Source organism: Stenotrophomonas sp. TWI1409 (genome assembly GCF_039673015.1).
GTDB lineage: Bacteria > Pseudomonadota > Gammaproteobacteria > Xanthomonadales > Xanthomonadaceae > Stenotrophomonas > Stenotrophomonas maltophilia_A.
The window spans coordinates 25,440-49,686 of record NZ_JBDJKU010000033.1 but is presented as its reverse complement, the minus strand read 5'-3'; the positions used below and the strand labels follow the sequence as shown (position 1 = coordinate 49,686).

General features: G+C 67.3%; 18 protein-coding genes and 1 riboswitch. Of the genes, 11 read left to right on the top strand and 7 right to left on the bottom strand.

Annotation, left to right across the window (positions count from 1 at the left end; translation table 11 throughout):
• Positions 1–81: 81 nt before the first annotated feature.
• From ABE423_RS12425 to ABE423_RS12410, 4 genes are all read right to left on the bottom strand, one after another.
• On the bottom strand, positions 82–972 hold the full coding sequence (locus ABE423_RS12425) for an alpha/beta fold hydrolase (protein ID WP_180837894.1): 891 nt from the start codon (positions 970–972) through the stop codon (positions 82–84).
• 116 nt (positions 973–1,088) lie between these two features.
• Complete coding sequence (locus ABE423_RS12420) at positions 1,089–2,105, bottom strand: 3-oxoacyl-ACP synthase III (RefSeq protein WP_107431623.1); 1,017 nt, start codon at positions 2,103–2,105, stop codon at positions 1,089–1,091.
• A gap of 103 nt (positions 2,106–2,208) precedes the next feature.
• Positions 2,209–2,526: a DUF4156 domain-containing protein gene (locus tag ABE423_RS12415; protein ID WP_005407628.1), complete on the bottom strand. Its 318-nt coding sequence runs from the start codon at positions 2,524–2,526 to the stop codon at positions 2,209–2,211.
• 215 nt (positions 2,527–2,741) lie between these two features.
• Positions 2,742–5,591, bottom strand: coding sequence for a pitrilysin family protein (locus ABE423_RS12410; protein ID WP_346486211.1), 2,850 nt, complete (start codon positions 5,589–5,591; stop codon positions 2,742–2,744).
• A gap of 415 nt (positions 5,592–6,006) precedes the next feature.
• Here ABE423_RS12410 and ABE423_RS12405 point away from each other — a divergent pair, with 415 nt between their 5' ends.
• Together ABE423_RS12405 and ABE423_RS12400 are read left to right on the top strand one after the other, a co-directional pair.
• Entirely contained in the window at positions 6,007–6,483 is a 477-nt protein-coding gene (locus ABE423_RS12405) for a hypothetical protein (RefSeq protein WP_125893093.1), read from the top strand.
• 69 nt (positions 6,484–6,552) lie between these two features.
• Positions 6,553–7,032, top strand: a complete 480-nt coding sequence (locus tag ABE423_RS12400) for a tRNA (cytidine(34)-2'-O)-methyltransferase (protein ID WP_293798866.1) — start codon at positions 6,553–6,555, stop codon at positions 7,030–7,032.
• Positions 7,033–7,478: 446 nt separating this feature from the next.
• Here the strand turns inward: ABE423_RS12400 and ABE423_RS12395 are convergent, their stop codons facing one another.
• The gene (locus tag ABE423_RS12395; RefSeq protein WP_134951103.1) at positions 7,479–8,642 is read right to left on the bottom strand and encodes an acyl-CoA dehydrogenase family protein; all 1,164 of its coding nucleotides are present in this window, start codon (positions 8,640–8,642) and stop codon (positions 7,479–7,481) included.
• Between the two features lie 315 nt (positions 8,643–8,957).
• Between ABE423_RS12395 and ABE423_RS12390 the strand changes: the two genes are divergently transcribed.
• Positions 8,958–10,634 (top strand): electron transfer flavoprotein-ubiquinone oxidoreductase, encoded by a 1,677-nt coding sequence (locus tag ABE423_RS12390; protein WP_049461849.1) that lies wholly within the window; start codon positions 8,958–8,960, stop codon positions 10,632–10,634.
• 65 nt (positions 10,635–10,699) lie between these two features.
• Entirely contained in the window at positions 10,700–11,101 is a 402-nt protein-coding gene (locus tag ABE423_RS12385; RefSeq protein WP_032130140.1) for a c-type cytochrome, read from the top strand.
• Here the strand turns inward: ABE423_RS12385 and ABE423_RS12380 are convergent.
• Positions 11,095–14,694, bottom strand: a complete 3,600-nt coding sequence (locus tag ABE423_RS12380; RefSeq protein WP_253145705.1) for a transporter substrate-binding domain-containing protein — start codon at positions 14,692–14,694, stop codon at positions 11,095–11,097. The two genes, ABE423_RS12385 and ABE423_RS12380, sit on opposite strands and share 7 nt — an antisense overlap.
• A 74-nt stretch (positions 14,695–14,768) precedes the next feature.
• Here ABE423_RS12380 and ABE423_RS12375 point away from each other — a divergent pair, with 74 nt between their 5' ends.
• From ABE423_RS12375 to pnuC, 7 genes are all read left to right on the top strand, one after another.
• Positions 14,769–15,407, top strand: a complete 639-nt coding sequence (locus tag ABE423_RS12375; RefSeq protein WP_032130138.1) for a response regulator transcription factor — start codon at positions 14,769–14,771, stop codon at positions 15,405–15,407.
• Between the two features lie 378 nt (positions 15,408–15,785).
• The gene (locus tag ABE423_RS12370) at positions 15,786–16,556 is read left to right on the top strand and encodes a hypothetical protein (protein ID WP_346486207.1); all 771 of its coding nucleotides are present in this window, start codon (positions 15,786–15,788) and stop codon (positions 16,554–16,556) included.
• A 111-nt stretch (positions 16,557–16,667) separates the two neighbouring features.
• Entirely contained in the window at positions 16,668–18,659 is a 1,992-nt protein-coding gene (locus tag ABE423_RS12365; RefSeq protein WP_346486205.1) for a peptidoglycan-binding protein, read from the top strand.
• Between the two features lie 246 nt (positions 18,660–18,905).
• Positions 18,906–19,313, top strand: a complete 408-nt coding sequence (locus ABE423_RS12360) for a glycine zipper 2TM domain-containing protein (protein ID WP_071228796.1) — start codon at positions 18,906–18,908, stop codon at positions 19,311–19,313.
• Positions 19,314–19,438: 125 nt separating this feature from the next.
• On the top strand, positions 19,439–20,563 hold the full coding sequence (locus ABE423_RS12355; RefSeq protein ID WP_253145701.1) for a phosphotransferase: 1,125 nt from the start codon (positions 19,439–19,441) through the stop codon (positions 20,561–20,563).
• A 43-nt stretch (positions 20,564–20,606) separates the two neighbouring features.
• A riboswitch (TPP riboswitch) is annotated at positions 20,607–20,702 on the top strand.
• A 68-nt stretch (positions 20,703–20,770) separates the two neighbouring features.
• A complete protein-coding gene (locus ABE423_RS12350) occupies positions 20,771–22,960 on the top strand; it encodes a TonB-dependent siderophore receptor (RefSeq protein WP_346486202.1) in 2,190 nt (729 codons plus the stop codon).
• A gap of 8 nt (positions 22,961–22,968) precedes the next feature.
• On the top strand, positions 22,969–23,541 hold the full coding sequence (gene pnuC / locus ABE423_RS12345) for a nicotinamide riboside transporter PnuC (RefSeq protein WP_346486200.1): 573 nt from the start codon (positions 22,969–22,971) through the stop codon (positions 23,539–23,541).
• A 250-nt stretch (positions 23,542–23,791) separates the two neighbouring features.
• On the opposite strand, the gene ABE423_RS12340 is transcribed toward pnuC, so the two are convergent.
• Positions 23,792–24,211 carry a hypothetical protein gene (locus tag ABE423_RS12340; RefSeq protein WP_346486199.1) on the bottom strand — a complete coding sequence of 140 codons (420 nt, stop codon included), beginning with the start codon at positions 24,209–24,211 and terminating at the stop codon, positions 23,792–23,794.
• Positions 24,212–24,247 lie beyond the last annotated feature (36 nt).

The following is a 24,247-nucleotide window of genomic DNA, read 5'->3' as shown; positions in this document are numbered from 1 at the left end:
CCCCCGTGGGGGGTGCCCGACACCCGGGCGCCACCTCCCATTTGCCTCTCCGGTTGGGTGCCCCCGGTTGGGCGGCACACCTCAGATCGGGTTCTTGTCCAGGAACGCGCGGATTTCCGGCACCAGCACTTCGTGCTTGTCTTCCAGCACGTAGTGGCCGGCGTCCTCGAACGCATGTACCTGGGCCTGCGGCAGCGCGGCCTGGAAGCCCTTCAGGAAGTGGTGGTCGAACACGAAGTCGCGCAGGCCCCAGCCGAGGAAGGCCGGCCGGTCGGCGAACGACGGCAGCGCCTTGCCGGCATGCTCCAGCAGCGACCACGCCTTGTCGGCCGGCGACAGCGGGATGTCCTGCATGAAGCGGATGGTGCTGATGCGGTTGGCCCAGCTGTTGTACGGCGACACGTAGGCGCGGCGCACGTCGGCCGGCATCTTCCGCTCCACGCCCAGCCACGAGGCACCGGAGGAGAACGCGTTGAAGGTGCGGATGATCCACTCGCCGATCTTCCAGTGGCGGCCCAGCGCGATCTGCCACGGCATCTTCTTCGCCGCCGGCATCGGGAATGCAGCGGTATTGAGCACCACCAGGCGCTTGACCTGGTCGTGGTGCGACAGCGCCCAGCCGAAACCGATCATGCCGCCCCAGTCGTGCACCGCCAGGGTCACCGGGCCGGTTATGCCCAGATGCTTGAGCAGCGCATCGAGGTCGTCAACGCGCGACTGCAGCGTGTACTCGTAGCGGCTGTCATCGGGCTTGTCCGACAGGCCCATGCCGATGTGGTCCGGCACGATGCAGCGGTACGTGTCCGACAGGCCGGCGACCAGCGTGCGCCAGTAATAGCTCCACGACGGGTTGCCGTGCACCATCACCACCACTTCGCCATCGCGCGGGCCTTCGTCGAGATAGTTCATCGACAGGCCGGGGCGTACCTCGAAGCGCTGCGGGTGGGCGGGGTAACCGGGAAGCTGGGACATCGGATCGCACCTGTAGAAAGGGCCGGTAGAACCGGCCCTTGGACACTTGGAAGATCATCGCTGTCCGTCGCGAGCGATTGGCGAGGCAATCGCGCAGCAGGTCAGCGGTGACTTTGTTACCAGACCACTTCAGCCATCGAGCAGTTCAGGCCCGAGCCAATGCCCAGAAGCGCGATGCGATCGCCCTTCTTCAGCTTGCCCAGCTGCTTGAGCTTGCTCAGCACGATCGGCACCGAGGCCGGGCCGATGTTGCCGTGCTCGCCGAAGATGGTCATGACCTTCTTCGGGTCGATGCCGAAGTTCTTGATGAACGCGGCGGTGTGCGGCTGGCTGACCTGGTGGATCACGAACTGGTCCAGTTCTTCCACAGCCCAGCCGAGTGCGATCTTGGCGGCGCTGAAGGTCTTCTGCGCCAGCTTGATGCCTTCGATCAGCAGCAGGCGGGTGTCGGTGACCATCCGGTCCAGGTTGCCCAGGCACAGCTGGTTCCACTCGGTGGCCGAACGGGTGACACCGCCCTTGTAGCGCGGCGCGTCCGGCACCAGCTCCGAGCGCGCCATCACCATCGCCGCAGCACCCGAACCGGTGGTCAGCGCCGCCAGTTCGTTGCGGAAGTCGTCGGCGGTGACGTCCGGGGCGGTCATGCGCTCCAGGGTCTTCTCGTACACCAGGTTGGCGGTCTCGCCATCCACCACCAGCGCGTAGTCGATGTCGCCGCGCTCGATCATGCGCGCCGCGATGTCCATGCCGTTGATGAAGGCCAGGCAGGCATTGGCGACGTCGAAGGTCATGCACTCGTCGCTGACGCCGAGGTTGCCCGACACGATGGAGGCCGTGGACGGCTCCAGGTAGTCGCGGCTGACCGAGGTGTTGACCAGCAGGCCGACCTGCGTCGCATCGATGCCCGCGTCTTCCAGCGCCTTGCGGCCGGCCATGGTGGCGGCATCGGACGCAAGCACGCCGTTGTCCCACAGGCGGCGGGCATGGATGCCGGCGATATCGCCGAGCACGTCGGTGCGGATACCGAGGCGATCCAACGTCGGCTGCAGCCGCTCGTTGATTTCCTTGGTCGTCAGCGTATGCGGCGCATCAACGTGTGCCAGGCCGGCGATCGAGACATTCTTGAAGAGCATCGAGGTTAGCGCCAAGGCTCAGGCAAAAGGGGGCGCTATTCTATAACCCCCGGGGCCTTCACCGCATCTTTACGAATTCAGGCTTGGCCGTATGGTGAAGCGTTCAGCGCGGCGGGCACTGGAAAGCGGCGAAGCGCTGGCTGCCATCGGCCGGAGCGGCGGCGGCCTGTACGGCGTTGGCGCCGGCGCTCGGGGCCTCGTTGCGGGCCAGGGTTTCCAGCTCTTCCTGCACACGCAGCGGGTTGCGGTTGTAGAAGCCGACCTTGCTCTTCACGGTGACCACCACCTCGCCCTTGGCGATGCAGCCAGCGGGAACCGGGCCTGCCGGCAGCACGCGGGTCGCCTTGCCGGCCGGTTCGATCGGCACCCAGGTACAGGCGGTGACGGTGAGCAGCAGGGAGGAAAGCAGCAGAACGCGCATGGGCAGATCCTGGAAGGGTATGGGGGGATTCTGCCTGAACAGCCTGAATCGGGGGTAGCCGGTGGGTGGGGTCAGATCCCCCGCAGGGGGTCCTGACCCCGCCTTCGGGTCACGGAGTTGCCGGGCAGCGGCCGGCACTACCACGGCAAGGTTGCCGGCCAGCGGCCGGCACTACCGGAGGAGCCGGCCCGCCCCATGGCGGGCCGGGTAGTGCCTTACTTCTTGACCGGGTTGCCTTCGGCATCGATCACCGTCACCTCGCCCAGGTTCAGCGCGCGCACGGCCGCTTCGGTCTGCTTGAGGTCACCCACCACCACCCAGGTCAGGGCCTGCGGCTTGATCTCGGCGGCCGCCTGCTGCACCTGTGCCGGGGTCATCGACTCGATCTCGGCCTTGCGGCGCAGCACGTAGTCATCCGGGCGCTTGAACTGCACGATCGAACCGATGGTCGACGCCACCGCGCTGGCGGTCTCGTAGGCACCGGGCAGGCTCAGGGTCTGGATGTTGCGGATGCGGTTGACCTCGGCGGCGGTGGCCGGCTTGCTGCCGTCGGCGAACGCGGCGATTTCCTTGCGCATTTCCGCCATCGCCGGGCCGGTCTTGTCGATCTGCACCGGCGCGCTGGCCATCCACGGGCGCTGGCCCACCGAATTGATCGCGCTGCTGCGCGCACCGTACGACCAGTGCTTGTCCTCACGCAGGTTCATGTTCAGGCGCGAGGTGAAGTCGCCACCGATCACGCCGTTGGCGATATCGAAGCGGGTCGAGCTGGTGGCGCTGGACGGCGCGACCACCTGGCCGGCGAACAGGTTGGCCTGCACCGCGCCCGGCTGGTCGATCAGGAACACACGCGGGCCCTTCGGCAATGCGACGTCGGTCGCCGCCTTCACCTGCGGGGCATCGCCGGCAGCCTTCCAGTCGCCCAGCTGCTTGTCCAGCAGCGGCACGATTTCCGCCAGCGTGGTATCACCGACCACGATCAGGGTGCCGTTCTGCGGGCGCAGCCAGTCGTGGTGGAAATCAACCAGATCTTCGCGGGTCAGGCCGCTGATCGCCGCCTCATCGCCACTGCCGGTGAACGGAATGGCATACGGGTGGCCCTTGCCATACAGCAGTGGCGGCAGCACGCGCATCGCCACCGCACCCGGGTTGACCTTCTCCTGCTGGATGCCGGCGATCCAGGTCGCCTTGACCCGGTCGATCTCACCCTGCTCGAAGCGCGGCTCGCGCAGCAGGTCGCGGTACAGCGCCAGCGACGGTGCCAGGTTTTCCTTCAGTGCCGACAGGTCCACGCTCATCGAGTCCAGGCCGGCCGAGGCATCCAGGCTGGCGCCCAGCGCATCGGCAGCATCGGCGAAGGCCAGCGAGCCGAGCTTGCCGGCGCCTTCGGTCATCAGGCTCATGGTGAAGTTGGCGGTGCCCGGCTTGCGGCCCTGGTCGGCGCTGAAGCCGCCCGGGAACTGGTAGCTGAACTGCACCACCGGAATCTCGTGGCGTTCGGCCAGGATCACCTGGGTGCCGTTCTTCAGCGTGGCGCGCTGCAGCGCCGGGAACTTCAGCTGCGGGAACTCGCGGGTCTGCGGCACGCCGGCCTTGCGGTCGACCTGCTCCGGCAGGGTGCTGTACTTGGGGTCCACCGCGGGAACGTTGAACGGCTTCGGTGCCTGGCTCGGGTCTTCCTTCAGCGCCACACGCTCACCCGGTGCGATCACCAGGGTGTGGCTGCCCTTGTCCAGCCACTGCGCGCCCAGCCGGCTCAGATCAGCGGCACTGGCCTTCTCGATGTTGGCCAGCGAGGTGCGGAAGCAGCCCGGGTCGCCGGTGAACACCGCGCACTCGGCCAGTGCGTCGGCCTTGCCGCCGAAGCCGCCGATGCGCTCGATGCCGCGGATGAAGCCGGCGCGGGCACCGGTCTTGGCGCGCTCCAGCTCGGCCGCGGTGGGACCCTGCTTGATCAGGCGGTCCAGTTCCTCGTCGATGATCTTCTCGACCTTGGCCGGGTCCTGGCCCTGCTTGACCGTCGCCATGATCACGAAGTTCGAACCCAGCTGCGAGGTCGAAAGGCCCGAGGCGATGCTGTCCACCAGCTTGTCCTGGTGCTGCAGGCGCTGGCTCAGGCGCGAGGACTTGGCACCGCCCAGGACCTGCGCGAACAGCTGCAGCTGATCGACATCGGTGGTGCCGACCTGCGGCACGTTCCAGGCGCGGTAGATGCGCGCCTGCGGCACCTTGTCGGTCATCGTCTCGCGCGTGTCGGTGTTGCGCTTGGCCACGTTCACTGCCGGCTGCGCCATGGTCGGGCCGGCCGGGATGCTGCCGAAGTACTTGCCGACCTTTTCCTTGGCAGTGGCCAGGTCGATGTCGCCGGCCAGCACCAGCACCGCATTGTTCGGGCCGTACCAGGTGCGGAACCAGGTCTTCACGTCATCTAGCGACGCCGCGTTCAGATCGTTCATCGAACCGATCACGCCGTGGTGATACGGGTGGCCTACCGGGTACAGCGCCTTGTTGAGCTGGTCCCAGGCCTGACCGTAGGGCTGGTTCTCGCCCTGGCGCTTCTCGTTCTGCACCACGCCACGCTGCTCGTCCAGCGCCGCCTGGTCGATCGCACCGACCAGATGGCCCATGCGGTCCGACTCCATCCACAGCGCCATGTCCAGCGCGGTGGTGGGCACGTTCTCGAAGTAGTTGGTGCGGTCGGTATTGGTGGTGCCGTTCTGGTTGGTGGCACCGACCTGCTTGAACGGTTCGAAGAATTCGCCGTCGTGGTTTTCGCTGCCCTGGAACATCAGGTGTTCGAACAGGTGCGCGAAGCCGGTACGGCCGGCCGGTTCGTCCTTGCTGCCCACGTGGTACCAGACGTTGACGGCGACGATCGGCGCCTTGCGATCGGTATGCACGATCACGCGCAGGCCGTTGGGCAGGGTGAACTGCTCATACGGGATATCGACCTTGGCCGGTGCGGCCGGCTTGGCCGCCAGCGCATGGGAAGGCACAAGCGTGCCCAGGGCGGTGCTGAGGGCGACGGCCAGCAGTGCAGCGCGCGGGCGAAGGGCGAGAGACATATCCGGATCCTTGGTCACATAGGTGAACCCCGATCCTAGCCTGCGCACGCAGCGGCAGGAATCGGCCAGCAGTCACTGGGGGTGTTTGCCCCTGTGCCCCATCCGCAGCGCCGATCTGCGCTGCCTGACCGGTCACAAGCGCCCGCCAGGACCGTCCGGACAGTGTCCGCAGCACATCGAATGGACAGGTGTCCGCCTACCGGACACTTCTCGACCAAACAAAAACTCTTGCAAATCAACAACTAAAAGTTGGCACGGGGATTGCTTGGTACTTCCTGCGCCAGGAAGGGCTTCAGATGAAAGCTGACTGAAGACTGAACACATGCAGGAAACCGAAAATTTTCCTTGCAAGCCCAGAATCGGTGTACTACCTTACTACCACACCACTGATCGCCAACACTAAACAGGCCCCGTCATGAACGCCAAGACCATTGCCATCGCCATCGCCCTGATCGCCGGCACCGCGGTTGTTTCGTCGGTGCAGGCCTCCGAATCCATCCCGACCCTGGCCACCGTGCAGGTCCGCCCGGCCGCCGACCAGCTGGCCCAGCAGGCCTGGGAACAGGCCAGCGGCATCCCGACCCTGGCCACCGTGGAAGTGCGCCCGAGCGCCGACCAGCTGGCCGAGCGCAACGGCTACGTTGCCGCCCCGGTTGCTGCCGCGATGCCGATCACCACCCTGGCCTCGGTGGAAGTGCGCCCGAGCCTGGAACAGCGCGTCGCCCTGGCCGCCGAAATGGAAGCCCAGCGCTACGCCGCCACCCTGGCTGCTGCCGCCACCAACGTCGCCAACTCGGTCATCGTCAACCTGCCGGCCCTGCAGGTGCGCCCGAGCGCCGCCGACCTGCAGGCCCTGGCCACCGAAACCGCCCAGGTCCTGCTGCGCCCGTAAGCGGTGCCGCCCTGCTCAGCGCAGGGCGTGCGCCGTAAAGGCGGCGGTCGTCGCAGGTACACTGCGCCGATGAATGCCGCGCCCCAGTTCCATGTGATCCTGTTCCAACCGGAAATCCCGCCCAACACGGGCAATGTGATCCGGCTCTGCGCCAACACCGGCGCGCAGCTGCACCTGGTCGAGCCGCTCGGCTTCGCACTGGAAGACAAGCAGCTCAAGCGCGCCGGCCTGGACTACCACGAGTACTCGCGCCTGCAGGTCCACCCCGACCTGGACACCGCGCTGGCGCGGATCGCACCGAAGCGCTTGTTCGCACTGAGTACCCGGGCCAGCGTGCGCTACGACAGCGTGGCCTTTGAAGATGGCGATGCTTTCCTGTTCGGCCCGGAAAGCCGCGGCCTGCCGCAGGACGTGCTCGATGCCTTGCCCGATGGCCGCCACCTGCGCCTGCCGATGCGGCCGGACAACCGCAGCCTCAATCTTTCCAACACCGTTGCGGTGGTGATGTACGAAGCGTGGCGGCAGCACGGGTTTGCTGGCGGCGCGTAAACCGCCTCAGGTGGGTGTGGACCTGCTTCTGGTGGGTGCGGACCCTGGTCCGCACTGATGCCCGGTCGCGCACTGAAGGAATGTGCCAACCAAGGTTGGCACCTACCAAAGGCAGGTCCAGGCCGCCGCCGAGAACCTCTGATGGCTGTGGATCGCTTCTGGTGGGTGCGGACCTTGGTCCGCACCGATGCCCGGTCGTGCGCTGAAGGAATGTGCCAACCAAGGTTGGCACCTACCAAAGGCAGATCCAGGCCGCCGCCGAGAACCTCTGATGGCTGTGGATCGCTTCTGGTGGGTGCGGACCTTGGTCCGCACCGATGCCCGGTCGCGCGCTGAAGGAATGTGCCAACCAAGGTTGGCACCTACCAAAGCACATCCCAGGTGGCCGTGGCAGGTGCCATGTGCAGCAGATCCACGCCATGCGTGGATGGTGTTCCCCGCACCGCTCAGAACGCGCTGATGCCGGTCAGTTCGCGGCCGATCACCAGCTGGTGCACGGTCTCGGTGCCTTCATAGGTGATCACCGATTCCAGGTTCAGCGCATGCCGGATCGCTACATGCTCGGTGGTGATGCCGGCGCCGCCCAGCAGATCGCGACACTCGCGGGCGATGTCGATGGCCATGCGGCAGTTGTTCCACTTGGCCAGGCTGACCTGCTGCGGCTGCAGCTGGCCAGCTTCCTTCAGGCGGCCCAGCTGCAGCGCCAGCAGCTGCGCGGTGGTGATGCGGCGGGCCATTTCGGCCAGCTTGATCTGCGCGCTCTGCGTGGCCGCCAGCGGGCGACCGAACAGCACGCGTTCCTTGGCATAGCCCAGCGCTTCATCCAGGCAGGCAATGGCAGCGCCGATCGGGCCCCAGCTGATGCCGTAGCGGGCCTGGGTCAGGCAACCCAGCGGGCCCTTCAGGCCCTTCACGTTCGGCAGGCGGTGGCTGTCGGGCACGCGCACGTCGTCGAAGAACAACGCGCCGGTCAGCGATGCGCGCAGGCTCATCTTGTGCTTGATCTCCTGCGTGGTGAAGCCGGCCATGCCCTTTTCCAGCACGAAGCCCTGGATGCCGTCTTCGGTCTGCGCCCAGACGATGGCCAGATCGGCCACCGGGCCGCTGGTGATCCACATCTTGCTGCCGCTGATGCGCCAGTCGCTGCCGTCGCGCACCGCGCGGGTCTTCATGCTGGCCGGATCGGAACCGCCGTGTGCCTCGGTCAGGCCGAAGCAGCCGATCAGCTCACCGCGCGCCATCGCCGGCAGCCACTGCTGGCGCTGTTCCTCGCTGCCGTAGGCATAGATCGGGTACATGCACAGCGAGCTCTGCACCGAGACGAAGCTGCGCAGGCCCGAATCACCGCGCTCCAGCTCCTGGCAGATCAGGCCATAGCTGACCGCACCCAGGTCGCCGCCGCCGTACTCGGCTGGCAGGGTGGCACCGAGCAGGCCCAGCGCGGCGATCTCCGGCACCAGCTCTGAAGGGAAGCGGGCCTGGTCGAAGGCATCGCCGATGATCGGCAGCACGCGCTCGTTGGTGAAGCGGGCGACGCTCTCCTGCACCGCGCGCTCTTCCTCGTTGAGCAGGGAACGGACATCGAACAGATCGTACGGATGCAAAGCCATGGCACTCACGCGCAGTCAGGACCCGGCCATTGTCGGTCATCCGCAAGCATCGCGTCTGGCAGGTGTGGACCTTGGTCCACACGGAAGCGGGTCCGGGCGGTGAAACAATGTGCCAACCAAGGTTGGCACCTACCCGGCCACGTGCATTACGCTGCACCGCAGCAATCATGACGTGAACATCGTCGATCTAGCTCGATCACGCGCGGCCCGGTACCCTGACACATTCAAACAACCGTTTCGCTCGTGGCTGCACGCGCGATTCCCAGGCACCGCCGGTGGCCCCGATGCCGGCCCTACCCACGAGTCATGCAATCGATGAGCGCTGAAGCCAACGCCCTGCCCCCGCGTGAAGTAATGGAGTTCGACGTGGTGATCGTCGGCGCCGGCCCCGCCGGCCTGGCCACCGCGATCCGCCTGCGCCAGCGCGCGATCGAAGCCGGCCGCGACCTGTCGGTGTGCGTGCTGGAGAAGGGCTCCGAACCGGGCGCGCACGTCCTTTCCGGCGCCGTGATGGATCCGCGCGCACTGACCGAACTGTTCCCGGACTGGGCCGAGCGCGGCGCACCGCTGAAGCAGAAGGTCACCCGCGACGAATTCCTGTTCCTCAGCGAAACCGGCGCACGCAGCACGCCCAATGCGCTGCTGCCGGAGTGCTTCCACAACGAAGGCAACTACATCATCAGCCTGGGTGAAGTGACCCGCTGGCTGGCGCAGCAGGCCGAAGCGCTGGAAGTGGCGATCTTCCCCGGCTTCGCCGCAGCCGAGGTGCTGTACGGCGACAACGGTGAAGTGATCGGCGTGGCCACCGGCGACATGGGCATCGAGAAGGACGGCAGCATCGGCCCGGCCTTCGAACGCGGCATGGCGCTGCAGGCCAAGTACACGATCTTCGCCGAAGGCGCACGCGGCCACCTCGGCCGCCAGCTGATCGCACGCTACAAGCTGGACGAAGGCAAGGACCCGCAGGCCTACGGCATCGGCATCAAGGAACTGTGGCAGATCGACCCGGCCAAGCATGAGCCGGGCCTGGTGGTGCACGCCGCCGGCTGGCCGCTGGACAGCGACACCTACGGCGGTGCGTTCCTGTACCACGCCGACGGCGGCAAGGTCGCCATCGGTTATGTGGTTGGCCTGGACTACAGGAACCCGTGGCTGAGCCCGTTCGAAGAGTTCCAGCGCTTCAAGACCCATCCGTCCATCCGCAAGCACCTGGAGGGTGGCACCCGCATCGGTTACGGCGCGCGTGCGATCACCGCCGGTGGCCTGCTGTCGCTGCCCAAGACCGTGTTCCCCGGTGGCGCGCTGGTCGGCTGCGAGGCCGGCTACCTCAACGCCAGCCGCATCAAGGGCAGCCATGCCGCGATCAAGACCGGCATGCTGTGCGCCGATGCCGCGTTCGACGCGCTGGCCGCCGACCGCCAGCACGACGAACTGAGCGCCTATCCAAAGGCCTTCGAAGCCAGCTGGCTGTTCACCGAGCTGCAGCAGGCCAAGAACTTCAAGCAGTGGTTCAAGAAGGGCCAGACCGTGGCCACGCTGATGACCGGCGTGGAGCAGTGGCTGCTGCCGAAGCTGGGCGTGCGCAATCCGCCGTGGACCCTGCACCGCACGCAGCCGGATCACGTCTGCCTGGAGCCGGCGGCCAAGCACACCCGCATCGCCTACCCGAAGCCGGATGGCGTGCTGACCTTCGACCGTCTCAGCTCGGTGTTCCTCAGCAGCACCAACCACGACGAGAACCAGCCCAGCCACCTGACGCTGAAGGACCCCAGCATTCCGGTGAAGGTGAACCTGGCCGAGTACGCCGGCCCGGAAGCCCGCTACTGCCCGGCGGGTGTGTACGAGTTCGTCGGTGAAGCCGATAACGCGCGCCTGCAGATCAACGCGCAGAACTGCGTGCACTGCAAGACCTGCGACATCAAGGACCCGACCCAGAACATCGTCTGGGTGACCCCGCAGGGCGGTGGCGGCCCGAACTATTCGGGCATGTGATTGCTCCGGGCTGCGACCGCGTGTCGCAGCCCACCTGCCCCGCTGCGTCGCTATCCTGCCCGCCCATGCGTGCTTTCCGCCTGCTCATCACCATTGCTTTGACCCTGGCGGCCACGGCCTGCCAGCGCCCGCCTGCGGCACCGGCCACGCCCGAACAGGCGCAGCAGCAGGCCATGCAGCGCGCGTTCGAGCTGTGCGCCGGCTGCCACACCGTGCAACCTGGTGGCATCCACCGCTTCGGACCCAATCTGCACGGCGTGATCGGCCGCCGCGCTGGCAGCCTGCCGGACTATGGCTATTCCGACGGCATGCGCCGCGCCGATATCACCTGGACCGCGCAGACCCTGGATGCGTTCCTGCAGTCGCCCACCCACGTGGTGCCCGGCACACGCATGTACAACGCCTTCCCCAGCGCCGAACGCCGCGCGCTGGTGATCGCCTACCTGCAGCAGCAGTCGGCTCAGTGAGCCAGGCGCTGCAGCTGTCGCTGCAGCCGTGCCACAAATTCCGCCACTGCCGCGAACAACGGCGCCACATCGGCTTCCGCCGCATCCTGCAGACGCTCTACCAGCGCATTGGCCTGCCCGGCCAGCACTGTCGCTCCCACGGCGCCCAACCCACCGGCCTGACGATGCAGGTGCAGTGCGGCCGCCTCGCGATCTCCAGCCTGCAGCGCGCGCTGCACGGCGGCAAGATCGCCCTCGCTGGCCTGCAACAGGCTGTCGCGCAGCTGCTCGGCCACCGCACGCGAGCCGAAGCGCCGCTGCAGGCTGTCCAGATCGGGCAGCGTCCCAGCATCGTCGGCGGCGGACCCGGCCTGCGGCTCCTCGAACGACTGTCCCTGCGCCTGCGGCAACCAGCGCAGCAGTGCGGTACGCAGCGTGGCCAGTGACAGCGGCTTGGCCAGCACTTCGTCCATGCCGGCCTCGCGGCAGCGCCGTGCATCGTCATCCAGCACGCTGGCGGTCAGCGCCAGCACGGTCAGCCGCGGCTGGCCGTTGCGGCCCTCGCGTTCGCGCAGCAGGCGGGTGAAACCGAAGCCATCGAGCACCGGCATCCGGCAGTCGGTGATCACCAGATCGAAACTCTCCGACGACAGCCGATCCAAGCCCTGCTGGCCGTCACCGACCATCACATGCGGCACCCCCAGCTGCTGCAGTCGCCAGGCCATCATCGCCTGGTTGGTCGGGTGGTCTTCGATCACCAGCACCCGCGCCTGGCGCAGCGCCGGCGGCAGCAGCGAGGCCTGTTCCTGCTCGGCGACCAGCGCTTCCACATCACCGCTGCCGGCTTCCACCAGCGACAGCCGCACCTCGGCGCGGGTCCCTTCGCCCAGCGTGCTGTGCAGCTCCAGCTCGCCGTCCATCATCTGCACCAGGCGCTGGCAGATGCTCAGGCCCAGGCCGGTACCCCCATGGTCGCGCTGGATGTAGGCACCGGCCTGGGTGAACGGCGCAAACAGGTGCTGCAGCTGTTCCGGCGCGATGCCGATGCCGGTGTCGGTGACGCTCAGGCACAGCGGCTGGCTGCCGTCTTCGGCGGTCGGCCCCAGCACGTCCAGCTGCAGCCGCACTTCGCCGCGCACGGTGAACTTGATGGCGTTGCTGAGCAGGTTGAACACGATCTGGCGCAGGCGCACGCCATCCACTTCGTGCGCGGCCGCCAGCTGCGGGTCGATCTGCACGTGCAGGTCCAGCCCACGTGCACTGGCCTGCGCCGACAACAACCGGCACACGCTTTCCAGCAATGGCCGCAGCGGCTGCGGCACCGGTTCCAGGCGCAGCGCGCCGGCCTCAAGCCGCGAGTAGTCAAGAATATCGTCGAGGATCTGCCGCAGCATCTGCGCCGAATCCTCGATCACCCCTAGGATGCGCTGCTGCTCGGCATCCAGCGGCGAATGCGCCAGCACTTCCAGCATGCCCAGCACGCCACTCATCGGCGTTCGGATTTCATGGCTCATGGTCGCCAGGAAACGCGACTTCGCCTCCGCCGCCTGTTCGGCGTCAGCCTTGGCCGCAGTGAGGGCCTCGGCCTGTGCACGCGCCTCGCTGACATCCACCCAGTATCCACTCCAGGTGACCACGCCCGCTTCCGCCGCATAGGGATGGGCCTGGCTGCGCACCCAGCGCGCGCCGGTGCCTTCAGGTCGCAGCCGGAACTCGAGAACAAGCGGTGCGAACTGGCGCGCCGCCTGCTCGACCGCATGCAGGATGTGCTCGCGGTCGTCTTCCTCGATGCGCTCCAGCAGGCACATTGCATCCTGTTCGGCCTGCTGCCGGCTGATCCCGAACAACGCCTGCAGGTCACCGGCAATGAACGGGAAGCTGAGGGTTCCGTCTGCCGCGCGGCGAGCCTGATAGACCACGGCAGGCAGGTTGTCGGTGACTTCGGCCAGGCGCTGTTCCAGGTGACGCCGTCCGGCCACCTCGCGGCGCAGCCGCCAATGCCCGATGGCGTGCACCAGCAGCGCGGTGAGCAGCACCAGCAGGAGCGGCACGCCCCAGCGCATCGCGCTGTTCCAGTCCAGGCCGTTGCGGTACTCGACGGCCAGCCAGTCCCCGCGCAGGGCCTCGCGCTTGCGCGGCGTCATCTGCAGCAGCAGGCGGTCGAAGGTGGTGGCCAGGGCGGCATGGCGGCGCTCAACCGCCAGCACCAGCTGATCGTTGAAACCTGCCGGTGCCGCCACCTGCAGGCGCCCCGGGAAGCGGTTGCGCAGCAGATGGTCAACCAGTGCCAGGTTGCCTACGTAGGCATCGGCGTCGCCATTGATCAGGCGCTGCAGGGCCTGTTCCGCGCTGCGTGCCGCGATGATCCGCGCCTGCGGCGCCTGCTGCAGCACATAGCCACGCACACGTTCCGGATCGGACAGCAGCACCCGCTTGCCCTGCAGGTCGGACAGGCCCAGCAACGCCGGGCTGTCACGCCGGCTGACGATCACGTTCGGCACGCTGATGAAGGGCTGGCTGAACACCCAGTCCGGGCCCAGGTAGCGAGAATCGGCAGGAATGCCCATCACCGCCTGCAGCTCGCCGCGACGCGCCTTCTCGCGCACCTCGTACCAGTCATGGCTGTTTTCCACCTGCAGGTTGGCGCCAGCCTGCAGCAGGCGCCGCAGGTATTCGCTGGCCAGGCCACTGGGGTTGCCATCCTGGTCCGCGAACGACAGCGGCGCCGCGTTCGGCGCGAAGCCGATCTTCAACGGCTGCTCCAATACCCGTTTCTCGGCCTGGCTCAACGCCAGCTGTGCCGACGCCGACCACTGCGGAGGTGGCAGCCAGCGCTGCACCAGCGCATCGCGCTGGGCCTGGCTGGTCGCAGCCAGTGCCAGGTCCAATGCTTCGGCCAACGGCTGCTTGCTGTTGGGAACACCGAAGTGCAGCCGTTCGGGCGGCAGATCGCTGGGACGCAGCAGCACGACCCCCTGCAGGTCCTCGCGTGCGATCAGTTCGGTGGCCACGTAGGCATTGCCGATGTAAACGTCTGCCTTGTCGTCTCTGACCATCTCCAGCGCCGCCAACGAGCTGTTTGCGACAAGCTGTCGTGCCCGGGGAAAGCGCGCCCGCACCTGCGGGCCGGTCAGGAAGTCCTGCTCGATCACCACCCGCAGTCCATCCAGGTCGGGGATGTCGGAGGCACGCAGGTCATCCGGGCGTCCCACCAGGGCCAGCGGTGCCTCGCCATAGGCGGCGGTATAGACCATGCAGCGGGTGCGGTCGGCACTGAGACCGACATTCATCACTACATCGATCTCGCCACGACATGCCGCATCCAGCACGGATGTCCAGTCGGGATAGCGCCGTGCCTCCACCTTCACGCCCAGCTGACGGGCGAGAAGCGACAGATAATCCGGGCCCAGGCCGACCTGCTGGCCATCACGGAGGGACTCGAACGGCGGCCAGCCACTGTCATACTGGCCCACGACGATGCTCGGATGCGCGGCAAGGTACTCGCGCTGCAGCGGGCTGAGCGGCAAAAGCCCAGGCACCGCCTGTGCCAGCGCCGCAGGCAGCACCAGCACGGCCAGCAGCAGGACCAGCCCGCGAACAGCCCAGCTACGCATCGGCGTTGATCTCCTAGAATCTGCCAGGAACCGCGATGGTCGCGGTCCGGCGTGCCCGGTGGCCATACTAGAGCATGAGCTTGCGCATCATCATCGCAGACGACCACCCGGTGGTCCGTATCGGTACCCGTGCCGTCATCGAATCGAGCGGGGTGGGCCGCGTGGTCGGCGAAGCCGACAGCGCGCAGGCGCTGATGGCCCTGCTCGGCAGCCAACCCTGTGACCTGCTGGTAACCGACTACTCCATGCCGGGCAGTCCCCAGGCCGACGGCTTCGCCATGATCGGCATGATCCGCCGCCGTCATCCCGACCTGCCGGTGCTGATGCTCAGTGTCTCCAACAACCTGGCGATCCTGCGCATGGTGCTCGACAGCGGCGTGCTCGGCCTGGTCGACAAGAGTTCGTCGATGGACGAACTGCCACAGGCCATCCAGGCGGTCTACCGGGGCCAGCCCTACATCAGCCGCAGCCTGCGCGAGCGGGTCGAGGCCGCTGGCAGCTGGCGCATGCGCGAGGGCGACGGCAAGCCACTGTCGCCACGCGAGGTGGAGGTGCTGCGGCTGCTGGGCACCGGCATGACCGTGAAGGAAATCTCGCTGCAGCTGCACAAGAGCGTCAGCACCATCAGCCGGCAGAAGGGTGACGCCATGCTCAAACTGGGCCTCAAGGGCGACGCCGAGCTGTTCGATTACCTGCGCGACGGCAAGATCTGAGAGCCAGATCACACAAGAAGGTCAGCTGCCACCGCCCTCTTTGACCGGCCGCCGATCTGTGCCAAGATGGTCCGGCATGAGTTCTCAATGCGAGGTCGAAGGAATCGACCGGCTCATGTCCTCGCTCCCGTTCCTGGTGGACGTGGCGCGGTTTCCTGCCGGCCGTCTGGCCCGGCAACGCTGACCATGGAGAGGCGCATGCATCATCCCCCCAAGCTATGTTGGACCCTGCCGTTGCGGCCTCTGCGCGCATTCGCGGCGTGCCTGCTCGTCTCTCTTTCCGCTGCCGCCTGCAGCGCCGCCGATCCGGCCCCCTCGTCCTCCCAGCCCGGCGCCCCTGCGCAGGCTGCCAATGCGCCCCGACAGGATGTTGCCCCGATGCAGACCCCCACCCCCGATGCCGCCGCCACCCCGCCCGACGCGCCGACCGTGATGTATTTCACCTACCAGGTGGACGGCGATGGCGCGACCTCCTATGAGGTCCAGAACGGCAGCGTGGCGACCTTCTGGTTCGGCCACACCTTCACTCTCGATGGCACCACGTACTACACGGGTTTCTCCTGGGATACCCGCGAGCACTACGGCAAGCCGGGCGAGCAGACGCCGGCCGGTCCGGATGACCGCGCCAACCTTGCCGAGGCCACCTTCGTGCTGGCCGGCACCGACGCCAGGAAGCCATGGAAGTTCCGTGGCCAGGAATGGACCATCGGCGCACTGGGCGCGTACGACAAGGCCGACGATGTCGATACCCGGCGCAAGCCGCTTGAACATCGCACGGCCGATGGTCGCCTGCTGCTGGCGGTGCCGACCAGCAGCTTCGACCGCGGCATCAGCAGCACCGGCTATGCGCTGCTGCTGTTCAACCCCAGGCGCAGCGAAGACGACGTGGACAGCAAGGTCTGGCGCTATGTCGGTTCAGTGCGCACGGGTGAGGACAACAGCGCCGCCTGCGACGACGGCAACGTGATGCCCTGCACCGACAGCGATGGCGAACTGGTCTTCGCTGCCGACGGCAACGGCCTGCCGCGACTGACCGTGACCTTCAAGGGCACCACCATCGAAGGCCCCGGCAAGACCCGCGCACTGGGTGCCGGCGACGCCGTGCACTACACCTTCGACAGCGCGACCCAGCAGTACGTCGCGCCCTGATAGCACCCGCCACGCGCGGGTTCCCTGTTGACCGACATGTTCTTGACTCACGGATGAGTCCGGTTGGCGATTCGCGGCACGCGCCGCTCCATCAACCCCGAGGAAAACGTCATGGCACAGCATGACTACAGCAGAAAGGAAGTCCTGGACATCGTCGAGCAGGTCGCCAGGCAGAAGGGCATCCCTGTGGATGACTTCATGCGCTTCGCGCACATCGAGACCGGCGGCACCTTCAACGAGCGCGCCCACAACACCTCATCCGGCGCCAAGGGCCTGTTCCAGTTCGTGCCCGGCTCCGCGCGCCAGTACCACCTGACCGGCCACGAGTTCGACCCCACCCGCAACACCGAAGCGGCCGCGCAGATGTACCAGGACAACCTGGACTCGATGGCGCGCCGCAACGAGCGCACCGGCAACCCGTACCTGTCCGGGGGCAACACGCCCACCGGACTGGACCTGTACCTGGCCCACCAGCAGGGCAGCGCCGGCTACGGCTCGGTGCAGACTGCCATTGCCACCGGCACCTTCGGTGTGGTCCGCAACAGCCACGGCGACGAGATCAACATGCGCCGCAACGTGCTGAACCAGATCGGCTCCGACGCGAAGGCGCTGACCGGCCACACCCTGGCCGAGATGCGCGGGATGAACGACGGCGACCTGGCGCGGACGTTCTCCAGCTATTACATCCACAAGTACGCAGCGATCAGCATTCCGGAAAAGAACTTCGAACCGCAGGCGGTAGTGCAGGGCCAGGGCCAGACCCCGGCAGCACCTGCGCAGGCCAGCGCAGCCGTGGCGGCGGGTGCAGCCACGCTGGCGGCAACCGCAACGGCAGCTGCCACACCGAAGCCAGGCATTGAACTGCAGGCCGCCTACGAGGCCGGCGTGAAGTACGACGACGTCAAGTACGCCATCAACATTCCGGGCCACGCACTGTACGTACCGGGCAAGACCGGCAAGAACGTGGAGCAGGGTTACATCGACTGTTCCGGCTGGGTCGGCACGCTGCAGAACCGGACCATGGACGAGATCAACCAGAAGGCCGGGCACGCGGTGTTCAGCAAGGCTGATCGCATCGACCTGGGCAACCTCGGTTCCGGTGGGATCGTGCGCAAGGCGTTCGACCAGTCCGGCGTGCTGCTGGACCGCGACGCGATCCTGAAGCCCGATGCGCTGAAGGAAGGCATGATCATCGGCCTGGATACGGCCAGGACCCGCCATGAGCACTGGAACGGCATCGACCACATCGTGATGGTGGTGCGCGACCCCAACACCGACAAGCTGCTGATCAGCCAGTCCACCGGCAGCAAGGGCGTGCACACCATGCCGGTCGAGGACTACCTCAAGCAGGTGAAGGACCACCCGAACTGGAAGCTGTACGCCTCCGATCCGCTGTCCAAGGCGCGCGACCTGCTGGAAAACCGCACCCAGTCGCACGAGCAGAGCCAGGGCAAGCCTGCGCCCGAGCACAAGGCCGCTGCCACGCCGCACGCCGAACTGTACAAGCAGGGCGCGCACAGCGAGGGCGTGCGCAAGGTGCAGGAGCAGCTGGGCCACCTGGGCTACGTCGGCGCCGACGGCAAGCCGCTGGTCGAAGATGGCCGCTTCGGCCGCAACACCGACGCGGCAGTGCGCCAGCTGCAGAAGGACAACGGCCTGGTGGTCGACGGCATTGTCGGGGCGAAGACCCTGGAGGCAATCAAGGACGCACGCGAACGGCCGTTGCTGAACGACGAGCGGCACCCGCGCAATCCGTTGTTCATCCAGGCCAGCAAGGGTCTGGAACTGCTGCCGGCCGGGACCTTCAAGGACCGCCACACGCTGGAAAGCGCTGCTGCGGCTTTGACCAAGGAGGCGCATGCCGCCGGCCTGCAGCGCATCGACTCGGTGGTGCCCAGCCCGAACGGTGAGCGCCTGTTCGCCGTGCAGGGCACCATCGGCGACCCGGCCGCCATTCGCGCGGCGGTGGAGACCCGTACGGCCAGCGAGCAGAGCCTGGCACTCAGCAGCGGTGCCGTGCAGGGCGCGCCGAACGTGCTGCACCAGCAGCAGGAGACGCAGCAGGAGCAGGCCCGGCAGGCGCAGAAGGCGATGGGCGTCTAGGCCCGCGGCGCCTTGGGAGAGAAGGGAGGGCCACGTTCGCGTGGCCCTTTCCCTTTCTGCCAGCTGAGCGGCCGGGGCCGCTTTCAGCCTTGCTTCATGCCGCCTGCCGCTAGATGAATGCGCAAGCCGCACGGTGGACCAGGCAATGTTCCGGCAATGTTGGAACGCCAGCGTGGACATCACGGCAGCCGGGGCGCCCCGCGCCCTCCCTGCCCAGCGTGGCATGCACCTCACAGGAGAACGAACATGCTCAGTACTTCCGCACTCAGCTTCCGCGGTCTGGCGATGGCTCTGGCACTGGTGGCCGGTGTGGCCGTGGTCAGCGATGCCAGCGCGATGTCGAGGAAGGACAAGCGCACCCTGGTCGGCGCCGTGGTCGGTGGCGTGGCCGGCAACCTGCTCTCCAACGGTGATCCCGCTGCCACTGTCGGCGGTGCCGTGGCCGGCGGCGCGATCGGCAACCTGACCACTTCCGACCGCCGCGACCGTCGTTACTACGACAATCGCCGTTACGACAACCGCTACGATCGCCGATACGACCGTGGCTACTACCGCAGCGGCTACTACGACCGCGGTGACGACCGTCGCTGGCAGCGCGAGCGCTACTACGACAACCGCTACTACCACGACCGCGGCCGCCATCGCGGCTGGTAAGCAGCGCGGCATCCCCCATGCCGATGCACGGACGGGCGGGTCGATGACCCGCCCGTTTGCGTTGCGGGCGGCCATGGCGTTGAATGCGCACCCTTGGATGTGACTTTCCCCATTGGGGCTGCGGCATGACTTCTTCTTCCCACCGGGTGCAGGGCCTCAACAACGACGAGGTCGCTGCCGACTGGCCGCCGATCAGCACCGCAGACCTCGCGTGGCTGCGCCAGCGCTTTCCGCAGCTGGATGCGGGCAGCCAGCCGCACTGGCACAGTCCTCGACCGTTGTCGGCCGCCGCCATCGTCAATGGCACGCGCGGACCGGTGTTCATCAAGCGCCACCACCACAGCGTTCGCAGCGCCGCCTGCCTGGAAGAAGAACACCACTTCATCGCCCATCTCGCTGCCGCCGGCGTACCGGTGGTGCAGGTGCTGGCGGCAACCGATGGCCACACCGCAGTAGAGCACGGCGAATGGACCTTCGAACTGCATGCCGTGGGCGTGGGCGAGGACCTGTACCGCGATGCCGTGTCGTGGTCGTTGCTGACCGATGTCGCGCAGGCCCGCGAAGCCGGCCGCATGCTGGCCCGGCTGCACCGTGCCGCCGCCAGCTATCACGCGCCACAGCGCAGTACCCATCTGCTGGTGGCGCGCGACGATCTGATCCGCGCCGACGATCCCATCGCCGCGATCAAAGCCGAACTGCCCACACGACCGGGGCTGGCCCGCTACCTCGCGCGCATTCCATGGGAAACCCAGCTTCGCCGCGACGTGCTGCCGTGGCATGCCGGCCTGGCCGAACGCCTGCGCGACGAGCCACGGCTGTGGGCGCACAACGACTGGCATGTCTCCAACCTGCTGTGGCGCGACGGGCAGGTCAGCACCGTGCTGGATTTCGGCCTGGCTTCGCCCACCAGCGCACTGTTTGACCTCGCCACCGCGATCGAGCGCAACGCAGTGGCGTGGCTGGAACTGGAGCGCGGCATGGAGGCGGTGCGCATCGACATCGCACTGGCGTTGCTCGACGGCTACCGCGAGGTGCTGCCGCTGTCGGCGGCACGCGTGCACCTGCTGGCCGACCTGCTGCCGATGGTCCATTTCGACTTCGCACTGTCCGAAGTGGAGTACTTCGAAGGCGTCACCGGCTCGACCGCGAACGCGGATGTGGCCTGGCAGCCCTTCATGCTGGGGCACCCGGCGTGGTTCCACGGCGCGCCGGGGCAGGCACTGCTGCAGGCGCTGCACGCGGCAGCCTGAAGGGCACCGGCTCGCAAATCCGTACCATTTGTAGTGAAATGGTCACCTGAAGCGGGGGTGCCTGGATCTGCCAGGCTGAGAGAGTCCCTTGGAACCTGATCCGGTTTGCACCGGCGTAGGGAGCTTTGAGCCGCAGCCACACCCCCGTCATGGCGGTGCACCTGCGCGCCGTCGCTTCGTCTCCCTTGTTGTCCGAAGACGAACCGAATGAACCGCTGCCTGCGCCCCACCCTGCTCTCCCTCGCCCTCTGCGCCGCCTTGCCGCTGCATGCCAGCGAGGCCGACGCTGCCACCGATGCGGCTGCCACCGGCGCCGAGCGCTCGCCCACCGAACTGGCGGCAGTGCGCGTGCAGGCCGGCAAACCCAAGGCCGATACCTCGCGCGTGAACGCCTTCGGTGGTGGTTCCTGGAAGGACACGCCGGCATCGGTGAACGTGCTCGAGCGCGACTATCTCGACCGCCGGCAGGTGCGTTCGCTGTCCGAGCTGGCCAGCAACGATGCCTCGCTGGGCGATGCGTATGCGCCGGTGGGCTACTACCAGAACATCGCCATCCGCGGTTTCGCGCTGGACGCCGCCACCGGCTACCGCTTCAACGGCCTGTCCATCGCCGGCGAACAGCGCCTGGCGCTGGAGAACGTGCAGGCGGTGGAGATCCTCAAGGGTGAAGCCGGCCTGGCCGCCGGCGTGATGGCGCCGGGCGGCATCATCAACTACATCGGCAAGCGTCCGGCCGAAGTGCGCACCGCCACGCTCGGCACCGATTCGGAAGGCTCGCGCTACGTCGCCGTCGACGTCGGCCACTGGATTACCCCGCGCTTCGGCCTGCGCCTGAATGCCGCATGGGATTCCAGCAATTCCTACGTCGAGCACGCCGATGGCCGCCGCAACTTCTACTCGCTGGCGGCCGACTGGCTGATCGGCGAGCGCGGCAAGCTGGAAGTGGATGCCAACTACCAGACCAGCTCGCAGCGTTCGGTATCCGGCTACCAACTGCTGGGCGCGCGTGACCTGCCGCGCGGCGTCGACCGCGAGCACCTGCTCGGCTTCCAGCCGTGGCAGCGCCCGGTGGATATCGCCAGCACCAACATCACCGCGCTGCACACCTACGACTTCAACGATGCCTGGCAGTCGCGCGTCTCGGTCGGCCACAGCCGTTCGGTGATCGATGACAACGTCGCCTTCGCCTACGGTTGCTACTACGCCGCGCAGTGCGCCGATGGCAGCGTGCCGGGCAACTACTTCGCACCCAACGGCGACTACGACGTCTACGACTACCGCAGCCCGGACGACACGCGCCGCAACCAGCAGGCCCGTGCCGAGCTGCGCGGCCACTTCGAGACCGGCAGCGTCGGCCACCAGCTGACCGTTGGTGCCGACTACTTCCGCCGCACCGTGGACAAGCGCCCGAGCGTCAACGAGTACGTCGGCACCAGCAACATCCACGACGCACAGGTGCCGGTGTTCGAGCCCTCGCCGAAGATGCCGGGGCCGTCCGCTCGGCGCCTGGACAGCCGCCAGACCGCGTTCTTCGCGCTGGACCGGATGAGCTTCGGCGATGACTGGCAGTGGCTGGCCGGTGGCCGCTTCGTGCGCCTGGACGAGCGCGCCTACGACAAGCGTGGCACCCCGCAGCGTCACAGCCGCCTGTCGCGCTTCCTGCCGCAGACCGCCGTGGTGTGGAAGCCCACCGACCAGCTCAATGCCTATGCCAGCTACGTGCGCGGCATTTCACTGGGCCAGGAAGCGCCGTTCTGGACCAGCAACGCCGACACTTTCCTGCCGTCGGTGCAGTCGCGGCAGCTGGAAGTGGGCGTGAAGTACGTGCCGGTCGAGGCGCTGACGCTGGGCGCAGCCGTGTTCCGCATCTCGCAGCCGTACCAGTACGCCAAGCCGGACAGCAGCGACGTCGGCTACACCTTCGTCGAGGAAGGCACGCAGACCCACACCGGCCTGGAGCTGACCGCCAACGGCCAGCTGACCGACGCACTGCAGATCGTAGCCAGCGCCAGCGTGCTGCAGGCCCGCGCGCGCGACACTGGCACCCCGGCCTATGAAGGCCATCAGCTGGTGAACGTGCCGAAGGTACGTGCCAGCGTGCACGTGGCCTATGCACTGCCGTTCGTGCAGGGCCTGGACGTGACCGGCGGCTGGCGCTATGCCGGTGCCAACGTAGCACGCGCCGACGGTGGCGTGCGCGCACCGGACTACTCGGTGTTCGATGCCGGCCTGCGCTTCCAGCATCGCCTGCACGAACGCGCGGTGACCTGGAACCTGTCGGTGGACAACCTGTTCAACCGCTTCTACTGGCGCGATACCGGCAGCAGCGGCGGTGACTACTACCTGTTCCCCGGTGCACCGCGACAGGCCCGCCTGTCGGTGACGTTCGCGCTGTGAGCGGCGTCATGCTCGAGTGGACCGCCGCGCTGTGCAGCATCCTCGGCGTCTGGCTGATGGCCAGGCGTCGGTTGTCTGCGTGGCCAGTGGGCCTGCTGTCGGTGACACTGTACGGGCTGGTGTTCGCCGAAGCCAAGCTGTACTCGGACACGCTGCTGCAGGTGATCTTCGGCGGCTTCCTGGTCTATGGCTGGATCAACTGGCGGCAGCATGCCGCCGATGAGGGCAGCATCCGCATCGTGCCATTGGCGCGCGGCAAGCTGCTGCGCGATCTGGCCATCGGCGTGTGCGGTGGCGTGGCGCTGGGCGCGGCCATGCACAGCTTCACCGACGCTGCCCTGCCGTGGTTGGATGCGATGCTGACCGGTCTGAGCCTGGTCGGGCAATGGTGGCAGGCACGTCGCCACGTGGCCTGCTGGTGGGTGTGGATCGCGGTGGACGTGGTGTACGTAGGTGCGTACCTGTTCAAGTCGCTGCACGTGACCGCCGCGCTGTACGTATTCTTCCTTGGCCTGGCGGTGTTCGGCCTGCGCGCATGGAGCGCAGCCGCGCGCGAGCCGCAGGGTGCACCCGTGCGTTGATGCGGAGGGCCGGGCTGTGCGCTGGCCATCCACAGTAGAGCCACGCCATGCGTGGCTGGGGGCTACGGTAGTCGCCAACCTTGGTTGGCGCGCGCCTGACGACCAGGCACATCCACGCATGGCGTGGATCTACTGCAATGGCCCGTCCGTGAGGTCAGTAGAGCCACGCCATGCGTGGCTGAGGGCTACGGTAGTCGCCAACCTTGGTTGGCGCGCCTGACGACCAGACACATCCACGCATGGCGTGGATCTACTTCGGCTCCAGTACCAGGCCCAGTCGCAGCGGTTGGCGCATGTCGGCGGGCGGTGGCGCCTGCAACGGCGCGGCCTGCAGCGTCGCGCGCAGGTCGGCGTCGACCTGGGCATCGCCGAGGCTGTCGAATTCCAGTTTCGAAATGCGGCCATCCGCCGCGATCCACACGCTCACCGGCAACGGCGTCGGTGCGTCGGGGCGTGCCTGCAGCCATTCCAGTACACGCTGCGCGTGCGGGTCCTGCTCCTGCTGCAGGCGCTGCTGCAGCTGGCCGCCCACGGCGGCGGCATAGGCCATCCAGTGCGCAGGAGCTTCCTGCGCGGAAACGCTGGCACTCCCCAGTGCCAATGCGCCGAACAACGCGGCCAGTGGCCGCCACCAGCGACGCAAGCCGGTCCTGTTCCCTGCCATGGCCATCGCCTGCCTCCTGCACTCCCATCCAGCGCGCCATGG

Bases quoted from the DNA above. Each gene is read 5' to 3' on its own strand.
- ABE423_RS12415 (WP_005407628.1), bottom strand. From the start codon at position 2,526: ATGCGCGTTCTGCTGCTTTCCTCCCTGCTGCTCACCGTCACCGCCTGT.
- ABE423_RS12400 (WP_293798866.1), top strand. From the start codon at position 6,553: ATGAATGCCGCGCCCCAGTTCCATGTGATCCTGTTCCAACCGGAAATC.
- ABE423_RS12385 (WP_032130140.1), top strand. From the start codon at position 10,700: ATGCGTGCTTTCCGCCTGCTCATCACCATTGCTTTGACCCTGGCGGCC.
- ABE423_RS12395 (WP_134951103.1), bottom strand. From the start codon at position 8,642: ATGGCTTTGCATCCGTACGATCTGTTCGATGTCCGTTCCCTGCTCAAC.
- ABE423_RS12420 (WP_107431623.1), bottom strand. From the start codon at position 2,105: ATGCTCTTCAAGAATGTCTCGATCGCCGGCCTGGCACACGTTGATGCG.
- ABE423_RS12380 (WP_253145705.1), bottom strand. From the start codon at position 14,694: ATGCGTAGCTGGGCTGTTCGCGGGCTGGTCCTGCTGCTGGCCGTGCTG.
- ABE423_RS12425 (WP_180837894.1), bottom strand. From the start codon at position 972: ATGTCCCAGCTTCCCGGTTACCCCGCCCACCCGCAGCGCTTCGAGGTA.
- ABE423_RS12375 (WP_032130138.1), top strand. From the start codon at position 14,769: ATGAGCTTGCGCATCATCATCGCAGACGACCACCCGGTGGTCCGTATC.
- ABE423_RS12390 (WP_049461849.1), top strand. From the start codon at position 8,958: ATGAGCGCTGAAGCCAACGCCCTGCCCCCGCGTGAAGTAATGGAGTTC.
- ABE423_RS12340 (WP_346486199.1), bottom strand. From the start codon at position 24,211: ATGGCCATGGCAGGGAACAGGACCGGCTTGCGTCGCTGGTGGCGGCCA.
- ABE423_RS12350 (WP_346486202.1), top strand. From the start codon at position 20,771: ATGAACCGCTGCCTGCGCCCCACCCTGCTCTCCCTCGCCCTCTGCGCC.
- pnuC (WP_346486200.1), top strand. From the start codon at position 22,969: ATGCTCGAGTGGACCGCCGCGCTGTGCAGCATCCTCGGCGTCTGGCTG.
- ABE423_RS12410 (WP_346486211.1), bottom strand. From the start codon at position 5,591: ATGTCTCTCGCCCTTCGCCCGCGCGCTGCACTGCTGGCCGTCGCCCTC.
- ABE423_RS12405 (WP_125893093.1), top strand. From the start codon at position 6,007: ATGAACGCCAAGACCATTGCCATCGCCATCGCCCTGATCGCCGGCACC.
- ABE423_RS12360 (WP_071228796.1), top strand. From the start codon at position 18,906: ATGCTCAGTACTTCCGCACTCAGCTTCCGCGGTCTGGCGATGGCTCTG.
- ABE423_RS12365 (WP_346486205.1), top strand. From the start codon at position 16,668: ATGGCACAGCATGACTACAGCAGAAAGGAAGTCCTGGACATCGTCGAG.
- ABE423_RS12370 (WP_346486207.1), top strand. From the start codon at position 15,786: ATGCAGACCCCCACCCCCGATGCCGCCGCCACCCCGCCCGACGCGCCG.
- ABE423_RS12355 (WP_253145701.1), top strand. From the start codon at position 19,439: ATGACTTCTTCTTCCCACCGGGTGCAGGGCCTCAACAACGACGAGGTC.